This is a genomic window from Sphingopyxis sp. J-6, from assembly GCF_046603995.1.
Lineage (GTDB): Bacteria > Pseudomonadota > Alphaproteobacteria > Sphingomonadales > Sphingomonadaceae > Sphingopyxis.
The window spans coordinates 1,186,149-1,208,163 of record NZ_CP145810.1; the positions used below are offsets into that span (position 1 = coordinate 1,186,149).

Annotated in this window: 19 protein-coding genes; 11 read left to right on the forward strand and 8 right to left on the reverse strand. The window is 66.4% G+C overall.

Features of this window, described 5'->3' with window-relative positions:
- Position 1 precedes the first annotated feature (1 nt).
- The 5 genes from V6U71_RS05750 to V6U71_RS05770 form a co-directional block, all read right to left on the reverse strand.
- Entirely contained in the window at positions 2-1,591 is a 1,590-nt protein-coding gene (locus tag V6U71_RS05750; RefSeq protein WP_411341346.1) for an NADH-ubiquinone oxidoreductase-F iron-sulfur binding region domain-containing protein, read from the reverse strand.
- Complete coding sequence (locus V6U71_RS05755; RefSeq protein ID WP_411341347.1) at positions 1,588-2,055, reverse strand: formate dehydrogenase subunit gamma; 468 nt, start codon at positions 2,053-2,055, stop codon at positions 1,588-1,590. Before V6U71_RS05755 ends, V6U71_RS05750 begins: the two co-directional genes overlap by 4 nt.
- Positions 2,056-2,270: 215 nt before the next feature.
- Positions 2,271-3,173 (reverse strand): LysR family transcriptional regulator, encoded by a 903-nt coding sequence (locus V6U71_RS05760; RefSeq protein WP_411341348.1) that lies wholly within the window; start codon positions 3,171-3,173, stop codon positions 2,271-2,273.
- Positions 3,174-3,191: 18 nt separating this feature from the next.
- A complete protein-coding gene (locus V6U71_RS05765; RefSeq protein WP_411341349.1) occupies positions 3,192-3,443 on the reverse strand; it encodes a hypothetical protein in 252 nt (83 codons plus the stop codon).
- Entirely contained in the window at positions 3,443-4,495 is a 1,053-nt protein-coding gene (locus V6U71_RS05770; protein ID WP_411341350.1) for a Glu/Leu/Phe/Val dehydrogenase family protein, read from the reverse strand. Before V6U71_RS05770 ends, V6U71_RS05765 begins: the two co-directional genes overlap by 1 nt.
- Before the next feature lie 125 nt (positions 4,496-4,620).
- Between V6U71_RS05770 and V6U71_RS05775 the strand changes: the two genes are divergently transcribed.
- From V6U71_RS05775 to V6U71_RS05815, 9 genes are all read left to right on the forward strand, one after another.
- Positions 4,621-5,085 carry an Lrp/AsnC family transcriptional regulator gene (locus V6U71_RS05775; RefSeq protein ID WP_411341351.1) on the forward strand — a complete coding sequence of 155 codons (465 nt, stop codon included), beginning with the start codon at positions 4,621-4,623 and terminating at the stop codon, positions 5,083-5,085.
- Between the two features lie 84 nt (positions 5,086-5,169).
- Entirely contained in the window at positions 5,170-6,660 is a 1,491-nt protein-coding gene (locus tag V6U71_RS05780; protein ID WP_411341352.1) for a carboxylesterase/lipase family protein, read from the forward strand.
- A gap of 4 nt (positions 6,661-6,664) precedes the next feature.
- A complete protein-coding gene (locus tag V6U71_RS05785; protein ID WP_411341353.1) occupies positions 6,665-7,438 on the forward strand; it encodes an SDR family NAD(P)-dependent oxidoreductase in 774 nt (257 codons plus the stop codon).
- Between the two features lie 240 nt (positions 7,439-7,678).
- Positions 7,679-9,859, forward strand: a complete 2,181-nt coding sequence (locus V6U71_RS05790; RefSeq protein WP_411341354.1) for a TonB-dependent receptor — start codon at positions 7,679-7,681, stop codon at positions 9,857-9,859.
- A 2-nt stretch (positions 9,860-9,861) separates the two neighbouring features.
- Complete coding sequence (locus V6U71_RS05795; protein WP_411341355.1) at positions 9,862-11,265, forward strand: FAD-binding oxidoreductase; 1,404 nt, start codon at positions 9,862-9,864, stop codon at positions 11,263-11,265.
- Positions 11,265-12,587, forward strand: a complete 1,323-nt coding sequence (locus V6U71_RS05800; RefSeq protein ID WP_411341356.1) for an MFS transporter — start codon at positions 11,265-11,267, stop codon at positions 12,585-12,587. Before V6U71_RS05795 ends, V6U71_RS05800 begins: the two co-directional genes overlap by 1 nt.
- Positions 12,588-12,637: 50 nt before the next feature.
- Positions 12,638-13,393, forward strand: coding sequence for a helix-turn-helix domain-containing protein (locus tag V6U71_RS05805; RefSeq protein ID WP_411341357.1), 756 nt, complete (start codon positions 12,638-12,640; stop codon positions 13,391-13,393).
- Positions 13,390-14,118, forward strand: coding sequence for a FadR/GntR family transcriptional regulator (locus V6U71_RS05810; protein ID WP_411341358.1), 729 nt, complete (start codon positions 13,390-13,392; stop codon positions 14,116-14,118). The genes V6U71_RS05805 and V6U71_RS05810 overlap by 4 nt, the downstream gene beginning before the upstream one ends.
- A gap of 48 nt (positions 14,119-14,166) precedes the next feature.
- Positions 14,167-14,769: a hypothetical protein gene (locus V6U71_RS05815; RefSeq protein WP_411341359.1), complete on the forward strand. Its 603-nt coding sequence runs from the start codon at positions 14,167-14,169 to the stop codon at positions 14,767-14,769.
- A gap of 4 nt (positions 14,770-14,773) precedes the next feature.
- Here V6U71_RS05815 and V6U71_RS05820 read toward each other — a convergent pair whose 3' ends face one another.
- The gene (locus tag V6U71_RS05820; RefSeq protein ID WP_411341360.1) at positions 14,774-16,489 is read right to left on the reverse strand and encodes a sulfatase-like hydrolase/transferase; all 1,716 of its coding nucleotides are present in this window, start codon (positions 16,487-16,489) and stop codon (positions 14,774-14,776) included.
- A 70-nt stretch (positions 16,490-16,559) separates the two neighbouring features.
- Positions 16,560-18,788, reverse strand: a complete 2,229-nt coding sequence (locus V6U71_RS05825) for a TonB-dependent receptor (protein WP_411341361.1) — start codon at positions 18,786-18,788, stop codon at positions 16,560-16,562.
- 513 nt (positions 18,789-19,301) lie between these two features.
- On the opposite strand from V6U71_RS05825, the gene leuC reads away from it, so the two are divergent.
- Positions 19,302-20,720: a 3-isopropylmalate dehydratase large subunit gene (gene leuC, locus V6U71_RS05830; protein ID WP_411341362.1), complete on the forward strand. Its 1,419-nt coding sequence runs from the start codon at positions 19,302-19,304 to the stop codon at positions 20,718-20,720.
- On the opposite strand, the gene leuD is transcribed toward leuC, so the two are convergent.
- A complete protein-coding gene (gene leuD / locus V6U71_RS05835; protein WP_411341363.1) occupies positions 20,717-21,301 on the reverse strand; it encodes a 3-isopropylmalate dehydratase small subunit in 585 nt (194 codons plus the stop codon). The genes leuC and leuD overlap by 4 nt on opposite strands.
- 199 nt (positions 21,302-21,500) lie before the next feature.
- On the opposite strand from leuD, the gene V6U71_RS05840 reads away from it, so the two are divergent.
- Entirely contained in the window at positions 21,501-22,007 is a 507-nt protein-coding gene (locus V6U71_RS05840) for a MarR family winged helix-turn-helix transcriptional regulator (RefSeq protein ID WP_054588410.1), read from the forward strand.
- Positions 22,008-22,015 lie beyond the last annotated feature (8 nt).

Genomic DNA, 22,015 nt, shown 5'->3' on the forward strand with positions numbered 1-22,015 from the left:
CTTACTCCGCCGCTGCGAGGGCCGGCGCGGGGGCGCCGAAATCCTCGGGGAAGTGATCGAGCGCGCTCAGCACCGGATAGGGGGTGAACCCGCCGAGCGCGCAGAGCGAGCCATATTTCATCGTGTCGCACAGGTCGCGGAGCAGCGTGGTCTGGGCGCCAAGGCTGACGTCGATGCGGTCGGGTGCGCGCGAATAGAGCGCCTTGCCGAGCGTGCCGTCCTGCGCTGTGGCGCGTGCCGGCTCTGTTTCGCGTGCCGCGATGATCCGGTCGACGATCTCGACCCCGCGGGTCGAGCCGATCCGGCACGGCGTGCATTTGCCGCAGCTTTCGGCAGCGCAGAATTCCATCGCGAAGCGCGCCATATGCGCCATGTCGACGCTGTCGTCGAAGACGGTGATTCCGGCATGGCCGATCAGCCCGCCGGCCTGCGTGAACGCCTCATAATCGAACGGCAGATCGAACATCGATGGCGGGAAATAGGCGCCGAGCGGACCGCCGACCTGTACCGCGCGCACCGGGCGGCCGCTGGCGGTGCCGCCGCCGATGTCATTGACCAGTTCGCCGAGCGTGATGCCGAAGCCGACCTCGAACAGGCCGCCATGTTTCACATTGCCGGCGAGTTGCACCGGCATCGTACCGCGTGAGCGGCCGAAGCCGACGTTCGCATAAGCCTCTGCGCCTTCGGACAGGATGAACGGCACCGCGGCGAGGCTCAGGACATTGTTGATCACCGTCGGCTTGCCGAACAGGCCGGCGAGCGCGGGGAGCGGCGGCTTGGCGCGGACCTGCCCGCGCTTGCCCTCGATGCTGTCGAGCAGCGCGGTTTCCTCGCCGCAGACATAGGCGCCGGCGCCGGCGCGCACTTCGAGCGTGAAGGGCGCGATGCGGCCCGCCGACAGGGCGATGGCTTCGCGCATCGTATCAATCGCGAACGGATATTCGCTGCGGATATAGATATAGCCGTGGCTTGCGCCCACGGCGTGCGCGGCGATTGCCATGCCCTCGATCAGACAGAAGGGATCGCCCTCCATCAGCATCCGGTCGGCAAAGGTGCCGCTGTCGCCTTCGTCGGCGTTGCAGACGATATATTTGGGGCCGCCCCCCTCTTTTTGGCCTGGCGCATCGAGCACCGTCTGCCATTTGATGCCGGTCGGGAAACCGGCGCCGCCGCGGCCGCGCAGGCCGCTGGCCTTGACGGCGTCGACCACCGCTTGCGGTTCGGCGGCGCGCGCGATGTCGAGGCCGATCCAGCCGCTGTGCGCGGCATAGTCGCTGAGGCTGAGCGGATCGACGATGCCGCAGCGCGAGAAGGTGAAGCGTTGCTGCTTCGCGAAAAAGGGCTGGGCGGCAATTTCGTCGAGGCGGTTCGGATGGCTGCCGTCGAGGACGGCCGCGACGTCGGCGGGCGTCACCGGACCATAGGCGATGCGGTGGTCCCCGGCTTCGACTTCGACCAGCGGCTCGATGTCGAACAGCCCGTGCGATCCGGTGCGCACGATCTCGCAGCCGGCATCGGCAAAGGCGCGCGCGATCTCGTCGGCGCCGAGCGCCACCGACGCCATATCGCGGCTGATGAAGACGCGCGTCATGCCGCGACCTCGGCGGCGATGCGGTCGAGTCTGGCGGCATCGATCCGCGCCACCGGGCGTCCGTCGACCAGCGCATTGGGGCCGATGGCGCACAGGCCAAGGCAATAGACAGGTTCGAGCGTCACCTGTCCGTCGCGCCGCGTCTCGCCCATCGCGACGCCCAGCCGTTCGGCAGCGGCGGCCTCGACCGCCGCACCGCCGCGCGCCTGGCAGCTTTCGGCGCGGCACAGCTTGACGACATGGCGCCCGGCCGGCTGGCGGCGATAGTCGTGATAGAAGGTCAGCACGCCGTGGACGTCGGCGCGGCTGAGGTTCAGCGCCGTAGCAATGGCCGGGACGAGCGCATCATCGATATATCCTATCTCGTCCTGCACCGCGTGCAGCAGCGGCAACAGCCGGTCGCGCCCGGCGCCTTCGCGCCGTGTCCAGTCGCCAACAAGCGCCTTCGCTTCTTCCAGTCCCATGCACGCCATCCTTTTCGGGGAAATTCAGTGGCGCAGAGACGCGCGCAGGTCAAATCGATCTGCGCCATGTTTGATAGGGTTTGTCTATCATGGAGTTTGTCATACCTCAATCGTCATCCCGGACTTGATCCGGGATCCACTGCGGCGTCGAAGCCATGGACCCCGGATCAAGTCCGGGGTGACGAGGGAGGGCGAAGCGAGTGTAGCGTTTCGTTCTAAGAAAGCTGGTAGCCTTGCGGCAGCCGCAACTCACGCGCCACCGCCAGCACGCTTTGCGCGAGCGGGCTCATCGGGGTGCGGTCGGAGACGATGACGCCGATCCGGTTCGCTTCTCCCGTCTCGGGCAGCGGCGTGATCTTCGCCCAGTCGAGACCCTGCAGCAGCAGCGCATGATTGTCGGGCATGATCGAGCAGAGATGGCCCTGCCGGACGATGGCAAGCAGCGCGATATAGCTGTCGGCGGTGACGATCGGCCGCAACGCAAGCCCCAGCGCGGCGAGATGGGCGTCAAGAATCCGCCGGTTCTGCATCCCCTGATGCAACAGGCATAGCGGCAGGCGCGCGAGGTCGTGCCAGTCGGGCCGGTCGGGAACCGCGATGCCATCCTTCGCGCTGACCAGCCGGCTGCGTTCGCTGTAGAGCGGGACCGCGAGGGCATGGGCGGGCGGCTCGAAATCGAGATAGGTGACGCCCGCGTCGAGCTCGAACGCCGCCAGCTCGCGCTCGATCTGGCGCGAGGTGAGCGCGCGCACCTGGACGTTGAGGTCGGGAAAGCGCGCCCGGATCGCCTCGACCAGAAAGCCGGTCGCAGGCATCGAGGCCGGGATCGCGCCGAGCCGCAATTCCCCCTTGAGCGGTCCGTGCGCCGTCCCTGCGACTTGTTCGAGCGCGTCGGCGGCGGCGATCAATTGCCGCGCCCACGGAAGGATGGCCTCGCCCTCGGGGGTCAGGCCGGCATATTTGCGGTCGCGGACGATCAGCCGCTTGCCGAGTTGCCCCTCAAGCGTCGCGATCCCCGCCGAGAGCGTCGGCTGCGACACGTTGCAGCTCGCCGCGGCACGGCCGAAATGCCGTTCGCGGTGGAGCGCGAGGAAATATTCGACGAGACGCGTCTGCATCGGCGGCTTGTGCCGGTCTCAGGCCGCCGCGACAAGCCTCTCGTGCCGGTAGACGCGCACCGCGAGGACAGTGAACCCCTCGCGCAGCTTGGCGGCGCAGCATTCGGCCTGATGGCGGTCCATCGTGTCGACCGCGATCTCGATCCGCATGCGATCGTCGTCGACCTGCGCCTTCAACTGTGCCGGGACGATCGAGCGCTGCGCGAAGAAGCCGGCGATCCGCGGCAGGACCTGCGGATCGACCACGGCATCGATTCCGAAATGCCACATCAGGCGGCCACCCGCTGGGCGCCGGCGATGACCTGTTCGGCCATTTCGTCGGCGACGGCCGCGGGCGAGCGGCCCTCGCGCGCCGCGCGTTCGAGGATCGCTGTCACGCGCGGGCCGATCTGGGCGACGCGCCGCGCCACATGCGCCTCGTCCTCGCCGAGATATTCGGCCGAGACGTTGATGATGCCGCCGGCGTTGACGACATAATCGGGCGCATAGGTGATACCGCGTTCGACGAGCAGGCCAGCTACTTCGGGCGTGGCGAGCTGGTTGTTCGCGCCGCCGCACACGAGCTTTGCCTTCAGCCGCGCGACGCTGTGCGGCGTCAGGGCGCCGCCGAGGGCGCAGGGCGCGAAGATATCGGCGTCGAATTCGGCGATTTCTTCGACATCGACGACCTTAGCGCCAAGGATATGCTGCAGCCGGTCGCGGCGCGCCGGGCTCGGGTCGGCGATCACCAGATGCGCACCGGCATCGGCAAGGCGGCGGCAGAGGTCGGCGCCGACATTGCCGGTGCCCTGTACCGCGACCGTCAGTCCATCGAGGTCGCTGTCGAGCGCGAAGCGGGCGGCGGCGCGCATCGAATCGAAAACGCCTTTGGCTGTCCACGGCGACGGATCGCCGCCCGCGAGACCTTCGAGCGGCTTCAGTCCTGCGACATGGCGCGACACGCTGGCGACTTCGTGCATATCGTCGACCGTCGTGCCGACGTCTTCGGCAGTGATGTAAGAACCGCCGAGATCCTCGACCGCGCGGCCGAAGGCGCGGAACAGCGCGGCGCGGTCGAACGGGCCGTCGGGTTTGCGCAGCACGGCCTTGGCACCGCCGAGCGGCAGGCCGGCGAGGGCGTTCTTGTAGCTCATGCCCTCGGCAAGGCGCAGCGCATCGGCAAGCGCGGCGTCGATGTCGGGATAGGTCCAGAAACGGCAGCCGCCGGCACCGGGGCCAAGCGTCGTCGAGTGAATCGCAATGACACCGTCGAGCCCCGTCTGCGCGTCGTGGAGGCGGACGCACTCCATCGGCGGGTTCAGGCGGCTGGGACGGGTAACCATGGATATTCTCCTTCTGACAGGCAGAGACTTATCGCCGCAAAAGCAGGGAAAAACTTGATCGCATTTCCGTCTTTCGGCCCCCATGAAGGATGGTATGATCTGAAAATTGAGGTTATGAGGATGGAATGACCGAACTTGATCCTTTCGAGATAAAGATCGTCCGCGAATTGCAGCGCGATGCGAATCAGACGACGGCGGAGATCGCCGAGCGTGTCGGTTTGTCGACATCGCCCTGCTGGCGGCGGATCGACCGGCTCGAGCGCGAAGGGGTGATCCGCAAGCGCGTGGCGGTGATCGACCGGCGCAAGGTCGGCCTCAACGCCCATATTTTCGCGCAGGTAAAGCTCAACGCGCACGGCCGCGCCAACCTCGACGAGTTCGGCGAGGCGATCCGTTCGTTTCCCGAGGTGCTCGACGCCTATGTCCTGATGGGGACGACCGATTTCATGCTGCGCATCGTCGCCAAGGATATCGATGCTTATGAGCGCTTCTTCTTCGACCGGCTGAGCAAGCTGCCGGGGGTGCAGGAAATCAATTCGACGGTCGCCCTGTCGGAGATCAAATCGACCAACGAGTTGCCGATCGGTTAGGCCTCGCCCGCGGAGCAAATATATTCCGACGCAGGGCATAGTCTTGCCCATGTTCCGCGTCTCCCGTTCGCGCTAGCCTGCGCCATGGACAGCAATACGGACTTCACATCGGGCATTGCCGTCGACGGCGGCATGGTCCGCGGCATCGTCGACGGCCCGATCGCCCGCTTTCTCGGCATTCCCTATGCCGCGCCGCCGGCGCGTTTCGCGCTGCCGCGGCCGCCCGTGCCCTGGCAGGGCGTGCGCGACGCGGTCGAACCCGGCCCCGCCGCGCCGTATCGCGTCAAGCCCTTTCCGGAGATCGATCCGACGCCGTTGATCGGGCATGGGTCCGATGGCGGCGATGGCGATTATCTGCGGCTCAACATCTGGGCGCCGCGGGATGCCCGGGCCGCGCCGGTGATGGTGTTTATCCACGGCGGCGGTTTCGTTGCCGGCAGCAAGGATGCGCCGGTGCACGACGGATCGGCGTTCGCGCGGTCGGGGGTGGTGTGCGTCGCGATCAACTACCGGATGGGGATCGACGGTTTCCTGCCGGTGCCGGGGGCGCCGACCAACCTCGGGCTGCGCGACATGATCTTCGCGCTCGAATGGGTGCAGCGGCATATCGCGGCGTTCGGCGGCGACCCGGGCAATGTGACCGTGTTCGGCGAGAGCGCCGGGGCGATGGCGATCGCCGACCTGGTGACGTCGCCGCTCGCCGAAGGGCTGTTCCGCCGCGCGATCATCCAGAGCGGGCACGGCGCGATGGTGCGCGAGATTGCGGTGGCGCAGCGGCTGGTGCGGAAGTTGGCGAAGGTGCTGCGTATCGTGCCCGATGCGGACGGATTTCTACCGGTGTCCAACGAAGCCGCGATGGACGCGATCGAGAAGCTCGCGAAGCCGACGGCGCGGCTCGACCTGCGCGGCGCCGACGGGATCGAGCCGGTGTTCGGGATCAGCCGCTTCATCCCCGTTTATGGCGACGATGTATTGCCCGAAAAGCCGATCGACGCGCTGCGCAAGGGGGCGGGGCGCGACGTCGAAATATTGATCGGCACCAATGCCGAGGAGATGAACCTCTATTTCGTGCCGACCGGCGTCAAACGGAAGATCGGCGGGCTGCTCGCGCGCTGGCTGCTCGGCAAGTCGCTGCCGAACGCCGGCAAGGCGTTGCGCGCTTATGGATACAAGACGAAGGGCGTGCGGCCGGGCGAAGCGATGACCGATGCGATGAACGACCTCGTCTTTCGCTGGCCGGCGCGCCAATATGCCGCGGCGCATCAGGGCAAGACGTGGATGTACGAGTTCGACTGGCGCTCGCCCGCCTGCGGCGGCGAACTGGGCGCGTGCCACGGGATCGAGATGCCGTTCGTGTTCGATACGCTCGCCTGCGCCACCGGGCCGCAGGGGCTGGCGGGCGAAGCGCCGCCACTGGAGCTCGCCGATCGCGTCCACGGCATCTGGGCGGGCTTCGCGCGCGATGGCGGGCTGCCCTGGCCCGAGTTCGGATCCTACCGGATGGTGTACCGCGTGACGCGCGGCGAAGCGTTTCACGAGCCGGTGATGCCCGCCGCCGCCTTCCTGCCGGAGTAGAGTGATGTACCTCGAAAAGCTGCGCCTCGACGGGCGCACCGCCTTCGTCACCGGCGGTGCGCAGGGGATCGGGCTGGCGACTGCCGAAGCGCTGGCCGAAGCCGGGGCGCGGGTGACGATCGCCGACCGGGATCTTGCGGCGCTGGAGGATGCGGTCGCGGGTCTTGCGGCAAAGGGCCGTGCGGTGTTTGCGCAGCCGCTCGACGTGACCGACAGCGCCGCCGTCGATGCCGCAGCGCAGGCGATGATCGAACGCGACGGCCGGATCGACATCCTCGTCAACAATGCCGGCATCGCGCGCAGCGAGACCGCCGCCGAGGATGTCGCCGACGAGCATTGGCTCAACGTCCTCGACGTCAACCTCAACGGCAGCTTCTGGTGCGCGCGCGCTTTCGGGCGGCACATGCTGGCCGCCGGATCGGGGAGCATCGTCAATGTCGGGTCGATGTCGGGCTTCATCGTCAACCGGCCGCAGCCGCAAAGCTATTATAATGCGTCGAAGGCGGCGGTGCACCAGCTGACGAAGAGCCTCGCCGCCGAATGGGCGGGCAGGGGCGTGCGGGTCAATGCGGTTGCGCCGACCTACATCGCGACCCCGCTCAACGCCTTCGCCGACAAGACGAGCGAGATGTACCGGCGCTGGATCGACGGCACCCCCCAGGCCCGGCTCGGCGAGCCCGAAGAGGTGGCTGCGGTGATCCTGTTTCTTGCTTCCGACATGGCGAGCCTGATGACCGGGAGCGTCGTGTTGGCCGATGGCGGTTATAGCTGCTGGTGAAGGCGCGTCCGGCGTTCAGCTTATTCCATTCGTCACCCCGGACTTGATCCGGGATCCATTTGCTCGACGTGGGTAGATGGATCCCGGATCAAGTCCGGGATGACGATGAAGGAAACATTTTCTTCACACGCGGCAAACCCGGTCTGCGGATCGGCACAATCGCAGACCTTTCATATAGGTCAAAAAGCTGTCAGATAGGTATCGACGGGCGGCCGAGACCGCCGTTTTTGGGGATGCCTGATGACAAAGTTCCGATTTGCCGCCGTTTCGACGCTCGTACTTGCCACGACGCTGGATGCAACGCCCGGTTTTGCGCAGGATAGCGCGGCGACGCCCGCCGCCGCCGAGAGCGAAGACGACGGCGTCATCGTGGTGACGGCGCGCAAGCGTGACGAGACCCTGTCCGACGTGCCGATCGCGGTCACCGCGATCGATGGCGACACGCTGACGGCGCGCGGGATCAATTCGGTGCGCGAAGCCGCGGTGCTGTCGCCCGGGCTCAACATTAACAGCGACGGATCGGGCCGGGCCTTCGTCGCGATCCGCGGCGTCGGGGTGACGCTGGTGCAGTCCGTGCAGCCGGGCGTCGGACTGTTCATCGACGGCATCTATCAGCCTAACACCGCCTATCTCAACAATCCGCTGCTCGACGTCGACCGGATCGAGGTGCTGCGCGGCCCGCAAGGAACACTGTACGGCAAGAACACGCTGGGCGGCGCGATCAACGTGATCACCCGCCAGCCGAGCAACGACTTCGAGGTGCGCGCCAACGGCAGCTATGCTGGTCCCGACAATAGCTGGCTGGTCTCGGGCGCGGTCAGCGGGCCGATCATCGACGATGTGCTGGGCTTCCGGATCGCCGCGTCGCACCGCCAGCAGGACGGTTTCCTGACCAACACGATCCTGAACAAGGACGCGAACCGCTTCAACACCGACTCGGTCAATGCCACCCTGCGGTTCACGCCGGCGGACGGCTTTTCGCTGACCGTGAAGGGCTATTACGATTGGGTCGACGGGGTGAATATCCCCTATTCGCGGGTTACCGGACCCAAGGATTACCGCCGCGACGTCACGTTCAATACACTCAACCAGATCTCGTATAAATATCGCGGGATCAACGCGCGCGCCGAGGCCGATCTCGGCGGCGGATCGAAGCTCAGCGTGATCGGCGCATATGATATGCGCAATTCGTTCGCCCCCGACAGCGACGGCGATTTCGGCCCCGACAACACCGTCCGTTCGGTCGGTCGCGACAGCCTGCGCACGATGACGATCGAAACGCGCCTCGACAGCGAATGGTCCGACCAGTTTTCGACCCTCGTCGGCCTGTTCACCAGCAACGAGCAAACGCGGGTCAACAACACCGACACGATCAACCTGATCCATCCGCTGCTGGGCCCGGTGAACATCGTGCGGAACACGACCGCCAAGAATGTCGCCGACACCTATGCGGCGTTCGGCACGCTGTTCTGGAAACCGACCGCCGACTGGGAAGTGGCGCTCGGCCTCCGTTACGATCGCGAAAACCGCGTCTCGCGCGGAACGGTGGATTCGGTCACCACCTCGATCCTCGGCGTGATGCCGGCGACCAGCCTGACCAGCGCGAAGCTGAAGTCGAGCGAATGGCAGCCGAAGTTGACCGTCTCGCGCAAATGGACTCCCGACCTGATGACCTATGTTTCGGTCGCGCGCGGTTATCGCGGCGGCGGCTTCAACGCGCCGACCGCGCCGGTGGCGGTGCGCACCTATGGCGGCGATTCGGCGTGGACGTACGAAGCCGGCGCCAAATATACGGGCGCAGGCCTGATGCTGTCGGGTGCGGTCTTTTATAACGACTACAAGAATTATATCGGGCTGAACTCGATCGCGCCGGCGGAAGGCGGCGGGCTGGTCACCGTCGACCTCAACACCGGCGACGTCGAAAGCTATGGCATCGAACTGGAAGCGATGGTCCGGCCGGTCCCTGCGTGGACGATCCGCAGCGGCTTCACCTACATGCACGCCCGGATCACCGATCCGACCGCCTATGAAACGACGACCGGCCGTACCTTGTCATCGGACCGGCTGACCTTCCAGCCCGACTGGCTGGCGAACATCTCGACCGACTACCGGATCGAGACGGGCGCCGACAGCGAGGTGGTGCTGGGTGCGGGGCTGTTCGGCAAGGGCAAGCGGCTGGCGGCGACGCTGAATGAAACCACGCCGACGATCCTCGACAGCTATTGGCTGACGAATGCGTCGATCGCGTATCGTACGGGCCCGGTCGAAGTCGCGCTGTTCGCGAACAACATCTTCAACACCGAATATTTCGAATCCTATATCGAGAAGACGACGCTGGCGCTCGCGGGGCTGCCGGCTTCCGACCTCGGCATCACGGGCGACCGCCGCCGTTATGGCGTGCGTGCCAGCCTGAAGTTCTGACCATGGCGGGGACGGTGCAATCGGGGGAACGCAAACCGCTCCCCGCCAGCCTGGTGGGGGCGCTGGAGGAACGGTTCGCGGACCGTTTCCAGCGGGGCGAAGCGGTGCTCGGGCAGCATGGGGCCAGCGAAACGCATTTCGCCACGGTGCTGCCCGACGCCGTCGTCTTTGCCTACTCGACCGAGGAGGTGGTGGCGCTGGTCAAGCTGTGCGCCGCCGCCGATATCCCGATCGTGCCGTTCGGCGCGGGTACGTCGATCGAGGGTAATGCGGCGCCGATCCGCGGCGGCATCTCGCTCGACATGAGTCAGATGGACCGGGTGCTTGCGGTCCATGCCGAGGATTTCGACTGCGTCGTCCAGCCGGGGGTGCGGCGCGAGGAGTTGAACGTCCATCTGCGCGATCAGGGGCTGTTCTTTCCGATCGACCCCGGCGCCAATGCGACGATCGGCGGCATGGCGTCGACGCGCGCATCGGGCACCAACGCGGTGCGCTATGGCACGATGAAGGATGCGGTGCTCAGCCTTGAGGTGGTGACGCCGCAGGGCGAGGTGATCCGCACCGCGCGCCGGGCGCGCAAGTCGGCGGCGGGTTACGACCTGACGCGGCTCTACGTCGGCTCCGAAGGTACGCTGGGCATCATCACGGAAGTGACGCTGCGCCTGCATCCCGTCCCCGATACGATTTCGGCGGCGGTGTGCAGCTTCGACACGCTGGGCGGCGCCGTCGATACGGTGGTCCAGTCGATCCAGTGCGCGGTGCCGCTGGCGCGCGTCGAGATCCTCGACGCCAAGCAAATGACGGCGGTCAACCGCTGGTCGAAGCTCGATTATCCCGAGGCGCCGACGCTGTTCTTCGAATTTCATGGCAGCGCATCGCATGTCGCCGAGCAGGTCGAGACGGTGAAGATGCTCGCCGAAGCCAATGGCGGCGGAAGCTTTGGCTGGTCGAACCTGCCCGAGGAGCGGACGAAGCTGTGGCGCGCGCGGCACGAGGCCTATTATGCTGCGGTCAACATGCGCGCGGGGGCGATCGGCTGGGCGACCGACGTGTGCGTGCCGATGAGCCGCCTCGCCGAATGCATCGCCGAAACGCACGCCGACCTGGAGGGTGCGAGCGTTCCGGCGACGATCCTCGGCCATGTCGGCGACGGCAATTTCCACGTCATCTTCTCGATCGACCCCGACGCGCCGGCCGAACTCGACGAGGTCGAGGCGATCAACGCCAAGCTGATCGAACGCGCGCTGGCGATGGACGGTACCTGTACCGGCGAACATGGCATCGGCATCGGCAAGCAGGAATGGCTGGTCGCCGAACTGGGTGGGGCGGTCGAGCAGATGCGGGTGATCAAGCGCGCGATGGATCCGCAGAATTTGCTCAACCCCGGCAAGATTTTCGTGCTGTGATGGCAAGTGTGGCCGAACCTCTCGCGGCGCGCGCCACGCGGCTGACTGCGCCCGCGACGCTCGTTCCCTTGCTGCTCCTCGCGCTCGTGACGACGATGGGCTTCACCGCGCTCGGCAGCTTCGGGACGATCCAGGAAAGCGCCAAGGCCGAACTGGGGCTCGGCGACGATGCGCTGGCGCTGATTCAGGGGCTCGGGGCCGCGGTGCCGATGGTGCTCTTTTCGGTGCCGATCGGCATCCTCGTCGATCGCCGCAACCGCGTACGGTTGACGATCGGGCTGGCGCTGCTCTGGACGCTGGGCACGCTGCTCACCGCCTTCGCGCCGAGCGCGGGGCTGCTGACCGCGGCCCGCATGCTCGTCGGCATCGGCTCGACCGGGTCGCTGACCGCCGCGCTGTCGCTCTGCGCCGATTTCTGCGCACCCGAACAGCGCGGCCGCGCGATGTTGATCGTCAATCTGGGCAAGGCGCTGGGGGTCGCGCTCGGTTTCGCGCTGACCGGCTGGCTGTTCGGCCTGCTTTCGGACGCCGCGATGCCCTCGTGGCTCGCGGGTCTGGCGCCCTGGCGGAGTGCGCATGTGGTGCTCGCCGCGATCAGCGCGCTGTGCCTGCTGCCGTTGTTGTTGCTGCGCGAGCCCGCGCGCCGCGAGGTGGAGGCGGGCCCCGATGCGCCGTTTCGCGTGGTCGCCGCCGAATTGTGGGCGCGGCGCGCTTTCCTTGGCCCATTGTTCGCGGGGCAGGTCGCGGTGGTGATGGCCGATGTGGCGGCGACCGTCTGGGTCGCGCCCGTGCTGTCGCGCGATTTCGGGCTGCAGCCACAGGAATTTGCCGGCTGGGTCGGCGCGCTGATGTTCGGCACCGGCGTGGCGGGTGCGGTGCTCGGCGGGATTTCGGCCGATTTGGGACAGCGGAGCCGCCGCCGCGGCGGACTCCTGCTGGGCGCGGTGATCGCGGCGGGACTGGGGGTGCCCGCCGCGCTGTTCCCGCTAATGCCCGATGTGATGAGCTTTGCGGTGGGGCTGGGGATATTGTCGACCTGCGGCGCGGTGACCGGGCTGGTGGTTTCGGTGGCGCTGACCGTTTTCATCCCGAACGAATTGCGCGGGCTGTGCATCGGCGCTTTCATCGCCGTCGCCGGGCTGATCGGCTTTGGCCTCGCGCCATGGTTCGTCACGCAAGTGAGCAGCCTGATGGGCGGCGAGGCGATGCTCGCCGAGGCGCTGGCGCTGGTCGGAGTGACGGTGAGCGCGCTGTCCTTCTTTGCCTTCCTGCTCGCGATGCGGCGGGCGCCGGCGTCGATTTTCGCAGAACCTATCAGATAGGTATTGCTAAAGCTGTCTGATAGGTCTAAGGCGAGACCGGGAGAAACAGCATGGCAACCAAGCATCCGGTTATCGTTTCGCATGAAATGACCACTTTCGTCGGCCGTGGCGCGTGCGACCGCCGGCTGTTGCCGCCCGATGCACTGCTGCTGGGCTTTCACGATATCGGTGAGCCCGCGGTGAGCCTGCTCGATTTTCGCGACCTTGACGGCGGCGTCGACGACCATCTGCTCGTCTTCGCGGTCACGCGCGGCGCCTGCCGCCGCCTGTTCGGCGACCTGCCCGGGGAGGGCGCGCGCTGGTATCTGCCGTCGGACCTGCGAGCGCTGGGGCAGTCGATCGTCGAGCCGGGAAGCGACGATGCCGCCGCCGACACGCTGCGGCTGGCGCGGAGCATCGAACTGCTCTGCCAGTTTTTCGCCGCGCTGGCCGAAGGGCGGCTGATCGCGATCGAGGGGGCGACCAGCCTCGCCGAGACCGATATCGCACGGATCGCCGCGGCGCGGCGCATGGTCGACGAGCGCTGGCACGAGAAGCTGACCCTCGACGATATCGCGCGCGGCTGCGGTATCAATCGCGACAAGCTGACGCGGGGGTTTCGCGAAATCTATCGGTGCACCGTCGCCGAAGCGCTGAGCGAGCGGCGGCTGAAACAGGCGCGGCGGTTGCTGGCGGCGAGCGACCTGCCGGTGGCGAGCATCGGCTATCGCTGCGGCTACCTCAATAATGCGAGTTTCACGCGTGCCTTTTCGCGCCGTTTCGGTATGGCACCGACCGAGATGCGCCGGGTGGGGATTGCGGCATGAACGAAGCGGTACAGACGATCGACGGCGCCCGCGGCTCGCTGGTCGAGCGGGCGATGGATTTCGTGCGCGACCATATCCGCGACCACGACCTGAAGGTCGGCGATACCCTGCCGGGCGAGGGGAGCTTTGCGGCCGAGATGGGGGTGAGCCGCCCGGTGATGCGCGAGGCGTTCGGTGCGCTCGCCGCGCTGCGGCTCGTCGATGTCGGCAACGGCCGGAAGCCGCGCGTCGGCGCGATGGACGGGTCGGTGATGGCGGCGTCGATGGGGCATGCGGTGAACACGGCGCAGGTCAGCCTCGCCGACGTCTGGGAGGTGCGCCGGACGCTCGAACTGCGCACCGCCGAGATGGCGGCGACAAACCGCAGCGAGGAGCAGGCGCGCGCGATCCTCGCCGCGGCGCACGGGCTGGCGATCGAGGGCGACGAGGCGGCGCGAACGGCGGCCGACACCGCATTCCACCAGACGATCGCCGCGGCGAGCGGCAACCCGCTTTTCTACCAGATCGTGCGCTCGTTCGAGGAACTGATGGAGCGCGCGATCCCGCGTGCCTGGCAGGGCCGGACGACCGAGGCCGAGCGCGAGGAAACGCTGGCGCTGCACCGCGAGGTCGCCGAAGCGATTGCGGCGCGCGAGCCGGCGCGGGCGCGGATCGCCATGGAGCGCCACTTCGCCAACTCGGTCGGCGAACTGCTCCGGCGCAATGCCGAATTCGGTTTGTCCTGATGTGATCGCGTGCATTGTGGCGATGCCGGCGATGCGCAAGAAGTGGGCATGATCAAAAGCAGGAAGGCGGCGCGGGGTACCCTCTATTCGATCGGAACGACGCCATCGCTGCGCCGCATGGGGATCGAGGGCCCGAATGCCTTCGTCGAAATCGCGGCAGGCGACACTCCGGCGGTGGCGGTCACGGGGACCGGCGGGGGGCGGATCGAAATCCCGCTGTCGGATATCCGCTGGCTGCGCGCCGGGGTCGAATATGGCCGCATCACCCATTATCGCTGCGTGATCGCGCGCGAGCGCGGCGCCGATATCGTGATCGACGGCGGCCTGGGCGATTATCGCGCCATGGTGCTCCACCTTGCGGAGGAGATGCGCGGGCTCGGGCTGGGCGGGCGCGTGCAGCGCGGGCTTCGCTGGTGGGAGAACATGATCCACCTTGTCATCTTCGGCGGGATATCGCTGACGCTCTGCTATGCGCCGTTCGACACCTATCGGCATTACGGGGCGGATTGGGAGCGCGGGGATTTGCTGCTCGCGGCCGTGCTCAGCCTCGTCGGACTGTCTTTCCTGCTGGGCGTCATCGGGCTCTGGCTCCGCTGCTATCGTCCGCGGGGCGTGCGGGGTGCGGACGATCTGGCGAAGGCGCTGCCCTGAACGATCAGCCCGGCCGGTTGTAAAGCTCGGTCGGCCCCGGATATTCGCGGCCGTCGTCGAGCCCGGCGCCGATCTCGCGTTCTGACAGCGCATTGACCATCTTGTTGAGGCGCATCACCTCCTTGCGATGCTTCGGATCGTTCGCGAGGTTGACGAGCTCGCCGGGGTCGGCGTGGGTGTCGTAGAGCTCGAGGTCGTTGCGCTCGCTCAGCGTCTTCCAGTCCTTCGGCATATGATGGTGCGCCGGAGCGAAATAGCGCGCGAACTTCCAGCGCCCGTCGTGGACGCCGCGGTGCAGGCGCCGCTTTTCGAGATCGTAGATGGCGCTGTAGTCGGGCACCTTCTCGCCCGGCGGGCGGGGCCCCACGACGCGCGCCGAATTGGGCTCCCACATATGCGCGACGGCATAGTTGAAGAAATGCCCGCGCCGGTCGCGCTCGGTCGGCGCCGCCGGCGACGACAGCAGCCCCGATACATCGACCCCCGGCAGGTTCGGGAAGCGGTTCTTTCCTTCGTCGGCCGACAGCCCCGCCATCGTCATCAGCGTCGGCGCGATGTCGATCGCGCCCATCAGGCCCTTGGTCGTCTGCCCGCCCTTCACATCGGGGTGCGCAATGATCATCGGGATATTGGTTTCCTCGCGGTACATCGTGCCCGCCTTCTGGCGCAGCCCGTGCGCCCCGGCACGCTCGCCATGGTCGCTCGTATAGACGATGATGGTGTTGTCGATCTGGCCGCTTTCCTTGAGCGCCCACAGCAATTGCCCCAGCCGCCGGTCGACGTCGCGCAGGCAGTTGTAATAATAATTGTTGAAGCGGTGCCAGCTTTCGAGGTCGCCGAGCGGCATCGGCCCGTAGAAGAGATCGTTCAGCCGCTGGATGCCCTTGTGCGCCTCGGGCTTGGTGCTGAGGTCGTCCTTGTAGAAGCTTTCGGGGAGGTCGAACTTGTTGTCGACTTCATAGATCGGGTCGCCGGGTTCGCGGCGTAGCGGTGCAAGGATGTCGGGGTGGGTGCGATGCTTCGCCTGCTCGCCCGTCGCGTCGTAGAACATGATGTCGTGCGGGTTGATCAGGCCGACGACCATGAACCACGGCCTGCCGCCCGCCTTGTCGCGGCGGACGAAGTCGAAGATGCTGCGCGCGGCATCGCCCGCGACATACATGTCGGCGCGATAGCCGTCCCAGGTCAGCCCCAGTTCCTCGCCGTCGAAGCCGTAGTCGTGGAAACCGTATTTCTCCATCGCACGCTCGGTGCTGGGGTAGATGCCGCCCGGCACGCGCGGCCAGTTGCGTTCGAAATTCATCCGGCTGAGGTGCCATTTGCCCTTGTAGCTGGTGTAATAGCCCGCGGCCTGCATCATGTGGCCGAGCGTCGGCATATCCTCTGCCGCGACCGGATTGGGGGCGTTGTCGCTGTTGAGGAACAGCCCGGTCTGCTGCGTATGGTGACCCTGGAAGATCGTCGAGCGCGACGGCGTGCAGGGGGTCGTGTGGACATGATAGTTTTCGACCAGCATCCCGCGCTCCATCAGTTCGCGGTGATGCGGCAGTTTTTCGAGCAGGCCCTTGGGATAGCTGGCGACGCTCTGTTCCTGATCGGTGACGATCATCAGGACGTTGAGCTTTTTGCCGTTCTTCGCATAGGTCGGCAACGCGAGCCCTGCTGCGGCGAGCGCGCCCATGCCGCCGACGAAGGTCCGCCGATTCACATCCCAACCCATGTCACTCTCCCAGGTTCTGTCTTGAAAACGGGGACCGCGGCACGGCAGGGCCGTGCCGCGGCTCAGTTCGTCAGAATTTGATCGCAAAGTCGACGCCGAACTCGCGCGGCGGCTGGTAGAACTGCGTGATCGGCGTGGCACCGGCGTTGGTCGCGCCCGAAATCACGTCCTGATCGGTCAGGTTGCTGCCGTAAAGCGTGACCTTCCAGCGGTCGTCCTGACCCGCGACCGCGATGCTCGCATTGAGCAGCACGACTTCGTCGCGGTAATAGCCGGGCAGGTTGCTGCGGCCCCAGGTGTTGAAGCGGGCCGAATAACGCGCATCGCTGTGCAGCTTGATCTCGCCGAAGCCGGTCGGGATCGCATAGTCGAGCGACAGGCTGCCGCTCCACTTCGGCGCGTTGGCGAGGTCGAGACCGGAGGAATCGGTCGGGACCGCGAAGGTGCCGTTGGGGACGCCGTTGATCAGGATCGGCACCGCAGGACCGCACTGGCCGACTTCGGGCGCGCCATTGGTGAAGACGCCGTTGGTATCGGCGCAGAAGTCGGTGTAGCGCGCATGAAGATAGGCGACGTTGGCGCCGATGGTGAAGTTGTCCATCGGGCGCAGCAGGCTCTCCACCTCGAAGCCGTAGATTTTGGCCGCGGCGACGTTCGTCGTGATATTCTCGGCCCGCACGGCGCCCATCTTGGTCACCGAGCTTTGCAGGTCGCGGTAATTGTTGACGAAGCCCGCGACGTTGAAGCGCAGCAGCCGGTCGAACAGGTCGGTCTTTGCCCCGACCTCGAAGGCGTTGACGCGTTCGGGATTATAAGGGCCGACATTTTCGGGGATCGTGCCGCGCGAGTTGAACCCGCCCGCCTTATAACCCTGCGAATAGTTGGCGTAGACCATGACGTCGGGCGTGACTTCGTAATTGACCGTCAGACGCGGGGTGAATTCGGCCCATGATGCCTTCAGGCTGCTCGCGAAGGACGATGCCTGGTTGCCGTTCACGAACACCTGGTTCGCGATGTCGTATTTCTTGCGGTCATGGCTGTAGCGGCCGCCGAGCGAGAGCGTCAGTCCGTCCGCGGGGTGCGCGTTGACGAGCGCGAAGATCGCATAGCTTTCGGTGTCCTGGCGGAGCTGGGCGCGCGTCGTCGTGGTCGGCGTTGCCAGCACGGTGTTGAACTGGCGCCACTTGTCGGTCTGGTAATAGAGGCCGACGACGAAATCGACCGGCTCGCCGGCCGGCGACACATAACGCAGTTCGGCACTCTTTGAATTGCCGGAGAAGTCGCGGGTCACGTCGAGCTGCGGCGCGGGGGTGATAAGGCCGTCGAAGTCGCCGCGGGTCAGATAGGTAAGGTGGCGATAGCCGAGCACCGAGGTGATCGTGCCCCAGCCCACGTCGAGGTTCGAGGTGAGCGAGCCGCCATAGGTTTCGGTGTTGGCGATCGGATCGAACAGCACCGCCGACTTGCGGATGTCGGTCTTCACGATGTCGGGCAGCAGATCCCAGTTGGGATCGCCGTTGTCGAGCACATGCGGCGCCGGACCGGTCGTCTTCTGCTTCAGCCAGTCTACGACGAGCGCCGAATCGAACGCGCCGCCCGGATCGAAGTCGAGCGCGCCGCGCACCGACTTGACGTTGCTGCCGTTGAGGCGGTTGCCGGTGATCACGTTGCGGCTGTAGCCGTTATAGTCGCGGAAATTGACCGCGACCTTCGCCGCCAGCATGTCGTTGGCGAAGCGGCCGCTGTTCACCTTGCCGCGGAACTGCTTGAGCCCGAACGAGCCCAGCGTGAAGCGCGCCTCGGCCCCGAAATCGTCGGTCGGGCGCGCGGTGATGACGTTGAGCGTGCCGGCAAGGTTGTTCTTGCCGAACAGCACGCCCTGCGGGCCCTTCAGCACCTCGACGCGTTCGATGTCGAACAGGTCGAGCATCGTGCTCGAAACGAAGGGGATATAGACGCCGTCGATGATCGTGCTGACCTTGGGATCGGCATTGGGATCGGGATCGGCGGTGCTCATGCCGCGGATCGAGATCATCGGCACGTTGGCGACCAGGCCCTGCGTCTGCAGCACGACGTTGGGGGCGAGGCCGTTGAGGCTGGTGATATTGGTGCTGCCGCTGCTTTCGACCATCTCGCTGTTGAAGGCCGAGATGGCAATCGGCACGTCCTGCACGCTTTCGGAGCGGCGCTGTGCGGTCACCAGGATTTCGCCATAGGTATCGTCGGTGCCGGTTGCCGTGTCGGCAGTGGCATCGCTGGCGGCGCCGGCGGTTTGGGCCTGCGCGGGTATGGCGGCCAAGGCGACGGCAGCCGTCGAAAGCAGAAGAAAAGCGGTCCTCATAACATCCTCCCGTTTGCGGCCGTGGCACGACGCGCTCCGCACGCGCCATCGCGTCGGAAATGCGGCGTACGCATCCGGCCTTCGTCATGTCTCTGGAACAGGAGTTGCTGCTGGCTTGGGCCAGTCTTTCGTATCGGCGCAGGACATCTTCGGCGTCCTCGACTCGTGCCGTCAGTGCGTCGTCATCCTCCGTTCCCGCATCGGCTTTTAGCAAGCCGGGAAAATACTTCAAGTACTAAGTATTTCATATTTGTGAAAAGAGGATTTGGCGGAAAAGCGCTTGCCCGAAGCGGGGTCTGTGCCATATAAGTTAGGTTTCTAAGTATTTTTAGCCGTCGTCCGGCAGGAGATAGAGCATGGGGACGGGAGCGTCGGGGTGAAGAATCGGGCAGCTTTTGGATTATGCGGCCATCGCGTCGGCACGGCGAATCGCCCGTGCGGGCAGAGTCGCGGACAGCAGGGCAGGGCCTGATGGCGCGCCCGGGCTCCCGCACGCTCTACGACAAGATCTGGGATGCGCATGTCGTAGCCGAGGATGACGGCGAGACATTGCTTTATATCGACCTCCACCTGTTGCACGAGGTGACGTCGCCGCAGGCGTTCGCCGGGCTCGCGGCGGCGGGGCGGGCGGTGCGCCGCCCCGATCGGGTGCTGGCGCTGTCCGACCATAATGTGCCGACCGAGGGGCAGGCGGCGGGGCCTGCCGGGGTCGCCGACGTCGAGGCGCGCGCGCAGCTCGAGGCGCTGGTGGCGAATACGGCGCGGGCGGGGATCGAGAATTTCCCGATGGGCGACCCGCGCGGCGGCATCGTCCATGTCGTCGGACCCGAACAGGGGCGCTCGCAGCCCGGCATGACGATCGTCTGCGGCGACAGCCACACCTCGACGCATGGCGCGTTCGGCGCGCTCGCTTTCGGGATCGGTACGTCGGAGGTCGAGCATGTGCTGGCGACGCAGACAATCCGCCAGCGCCGGTCGCGCAACATGCGGGTGACGGTTGACGGGACGCTGGCACCGCACGTTCATGCAAAGGACCTTGCGCTGCACCTGCTCGGCGCGATCGGGGTCGATGGCGCGGGCGGGCATGTGATCGAATATGCGGGCGAAGCGATCCGGGCGCTGTCGATGGAGGGGCGGATGACGCTGTGCAACCTCAGCATCGAAATGGGCGCGCGCGCCGGGCTGGTGGCGCCCGACGCGGTGACCTTCGCTTATCTGGCGGGACGACCCGCGGCGCCTGCGGGTGCGGCGTGGGACGCCGCGGTCGTCCGCTGGCGGGCGCTGGCGAGCGACGACGGTGCGAGGTTCGACCGCGAGGTGCGGATCGACGCGCGCGACGTGCGGCCGATGGTGAGCTGGGGGACGAATCCGTCGCAGGTCGTCGCGGTCGACGGGGTTGTTCCGGACCCGGCGACGCTGGGGGGCGAGGAGGAACGGGCGGCGGCGGAGCGGGCGCTCGCCTATATGGACCTTTCGTCCGGCGCGCCTATCGCCGGGATGCGGCTCGACCGCGTGTTCATCGGGAGCTGTACCAACAGCCGGATCGAGGATTTGCGCATCGTTGCCGATGTCGTGCGCGGGCGCCGGGTGGCGCCGCATGTCCGCGCGATGGTCGTGCCGGGGTCGGGGCTGGTCAAGCAACAGGCCGAGGCGGAAGGGATCGACGCGGTGCTGCGCGACGCGGGTTTCGACTGGCGCGAACCCGGCTGCTCGATGTGCGTCGGCATGAACGCCGACCGGCTGCTCCCCGGCGAGCGCTGCGCCGCGACGTCGAACCGCAATTTCGAGAACCGGCAGGGGCGCGGCGGGCGGACGCATCTGATGAGCCCTGCGCTCGCGGCGGCGAGCGCGATCGCCGGCCACATCGCGGCGCCGGACAGTCTCGGCTAGGTCGCTGCCTCGAACCGCGCGATCGCGTCGGCGTGGCGCAGGGTGCGGGCGATGTCGTCGAGCCCTTCGATGAGGATGCGGCGGTCGCCGGGATCGATGTCGAAATCGATCGCCTCGCCCGAAGCGAGGCGGATCTGCTGCGCCGCAAGATCGACCTCGATGGGAGCATATTGGGCGAATTCGATCTCGCGGCGCAGCCGGCCGCACAGCGCCTCGGGCAGGCGGATGAGCAACAGGCCGTTCTTGCGCGCATTGCCCGCGAAGATGTCGCCGAAGCTCGGTGCGATCACACAGCGGATACCGAAATCGCTGAGCGCCCACACCGCATGCTCGCGCGATGAGCCGCAGCCGAAATTGCGGTCGGCGATCAGGATCTGCGCCTCGCGGCATGCCGGCCGGTTGAGAATGAACTCCGGACGCTCGCGGGCGGCTTCGTCGAAGCGCAGCTCCCGGAACAGATGCCGGCCGAGCCCGAGGCGGGTCAGCGCCTTCATATAGTGCGCGGGAATGATCATGTCGGTGTCGACATTGGCGAGCGGCAGCGGTGCCGCGACGCCCTTGATCCGGACAAATTTCTCCACATCGCCTCCAGTAACTTAGTATTCTAAGTAATGGAGCGCCGCGCGCTTGTCCAACGATATCGATGGGTTGGTGCGGAGGCGCCGGTTGCCAGCGCGACGAAGAGGTTGCGGGGCGAATCTTCGCGTTCTAAGGTTTGCGCCAGGCTTCGGCGGGACGCGGGCAAATGCCCGATGCCGGGCCATCGCAGGGGAGCAGGTTTTGGCCAGGAACACGAAGACTTACCGGCATACGGCGGAATATTACACTGACCCGGAGAACAGCATCGGCTATCTGGCGCGCGTCGTTTTCCGGTCCTTTTCGCGCCTCCTCGAACGCCGTACGCTGACACACGACGTGTCGGCGGGGCAATGGCGTTTCCTCCGCCAGTTGTGGCGCGAGGACGGGATCACCCAGCGCGAACTCAGCGAACGCGTCGGGATGCGCGAGCCGACGACCGTCGTCGCGCTGAAGGGGCTGGAAAAAGCCGGGCTGATCACGCGCAAGAAGACCGAGGACGACCGGCGCAAGACCTTCATCCATTTGACCCCGCATGCGAAAAAGCTTGAGCTCGTGCTCGCGCCGATGAACGCCGAGATCCATGAGATCGCGACCCGCGGGATGAGCGACGAAGAGGTCGAGATGCTGCAGGCGCTGATGCGCCGCGTGATCGACAATCTCGCCGACGAGACCCGCAAGCTGTCGGTGCTTTCCGACGTCAAGGCTTGACGGGTTTC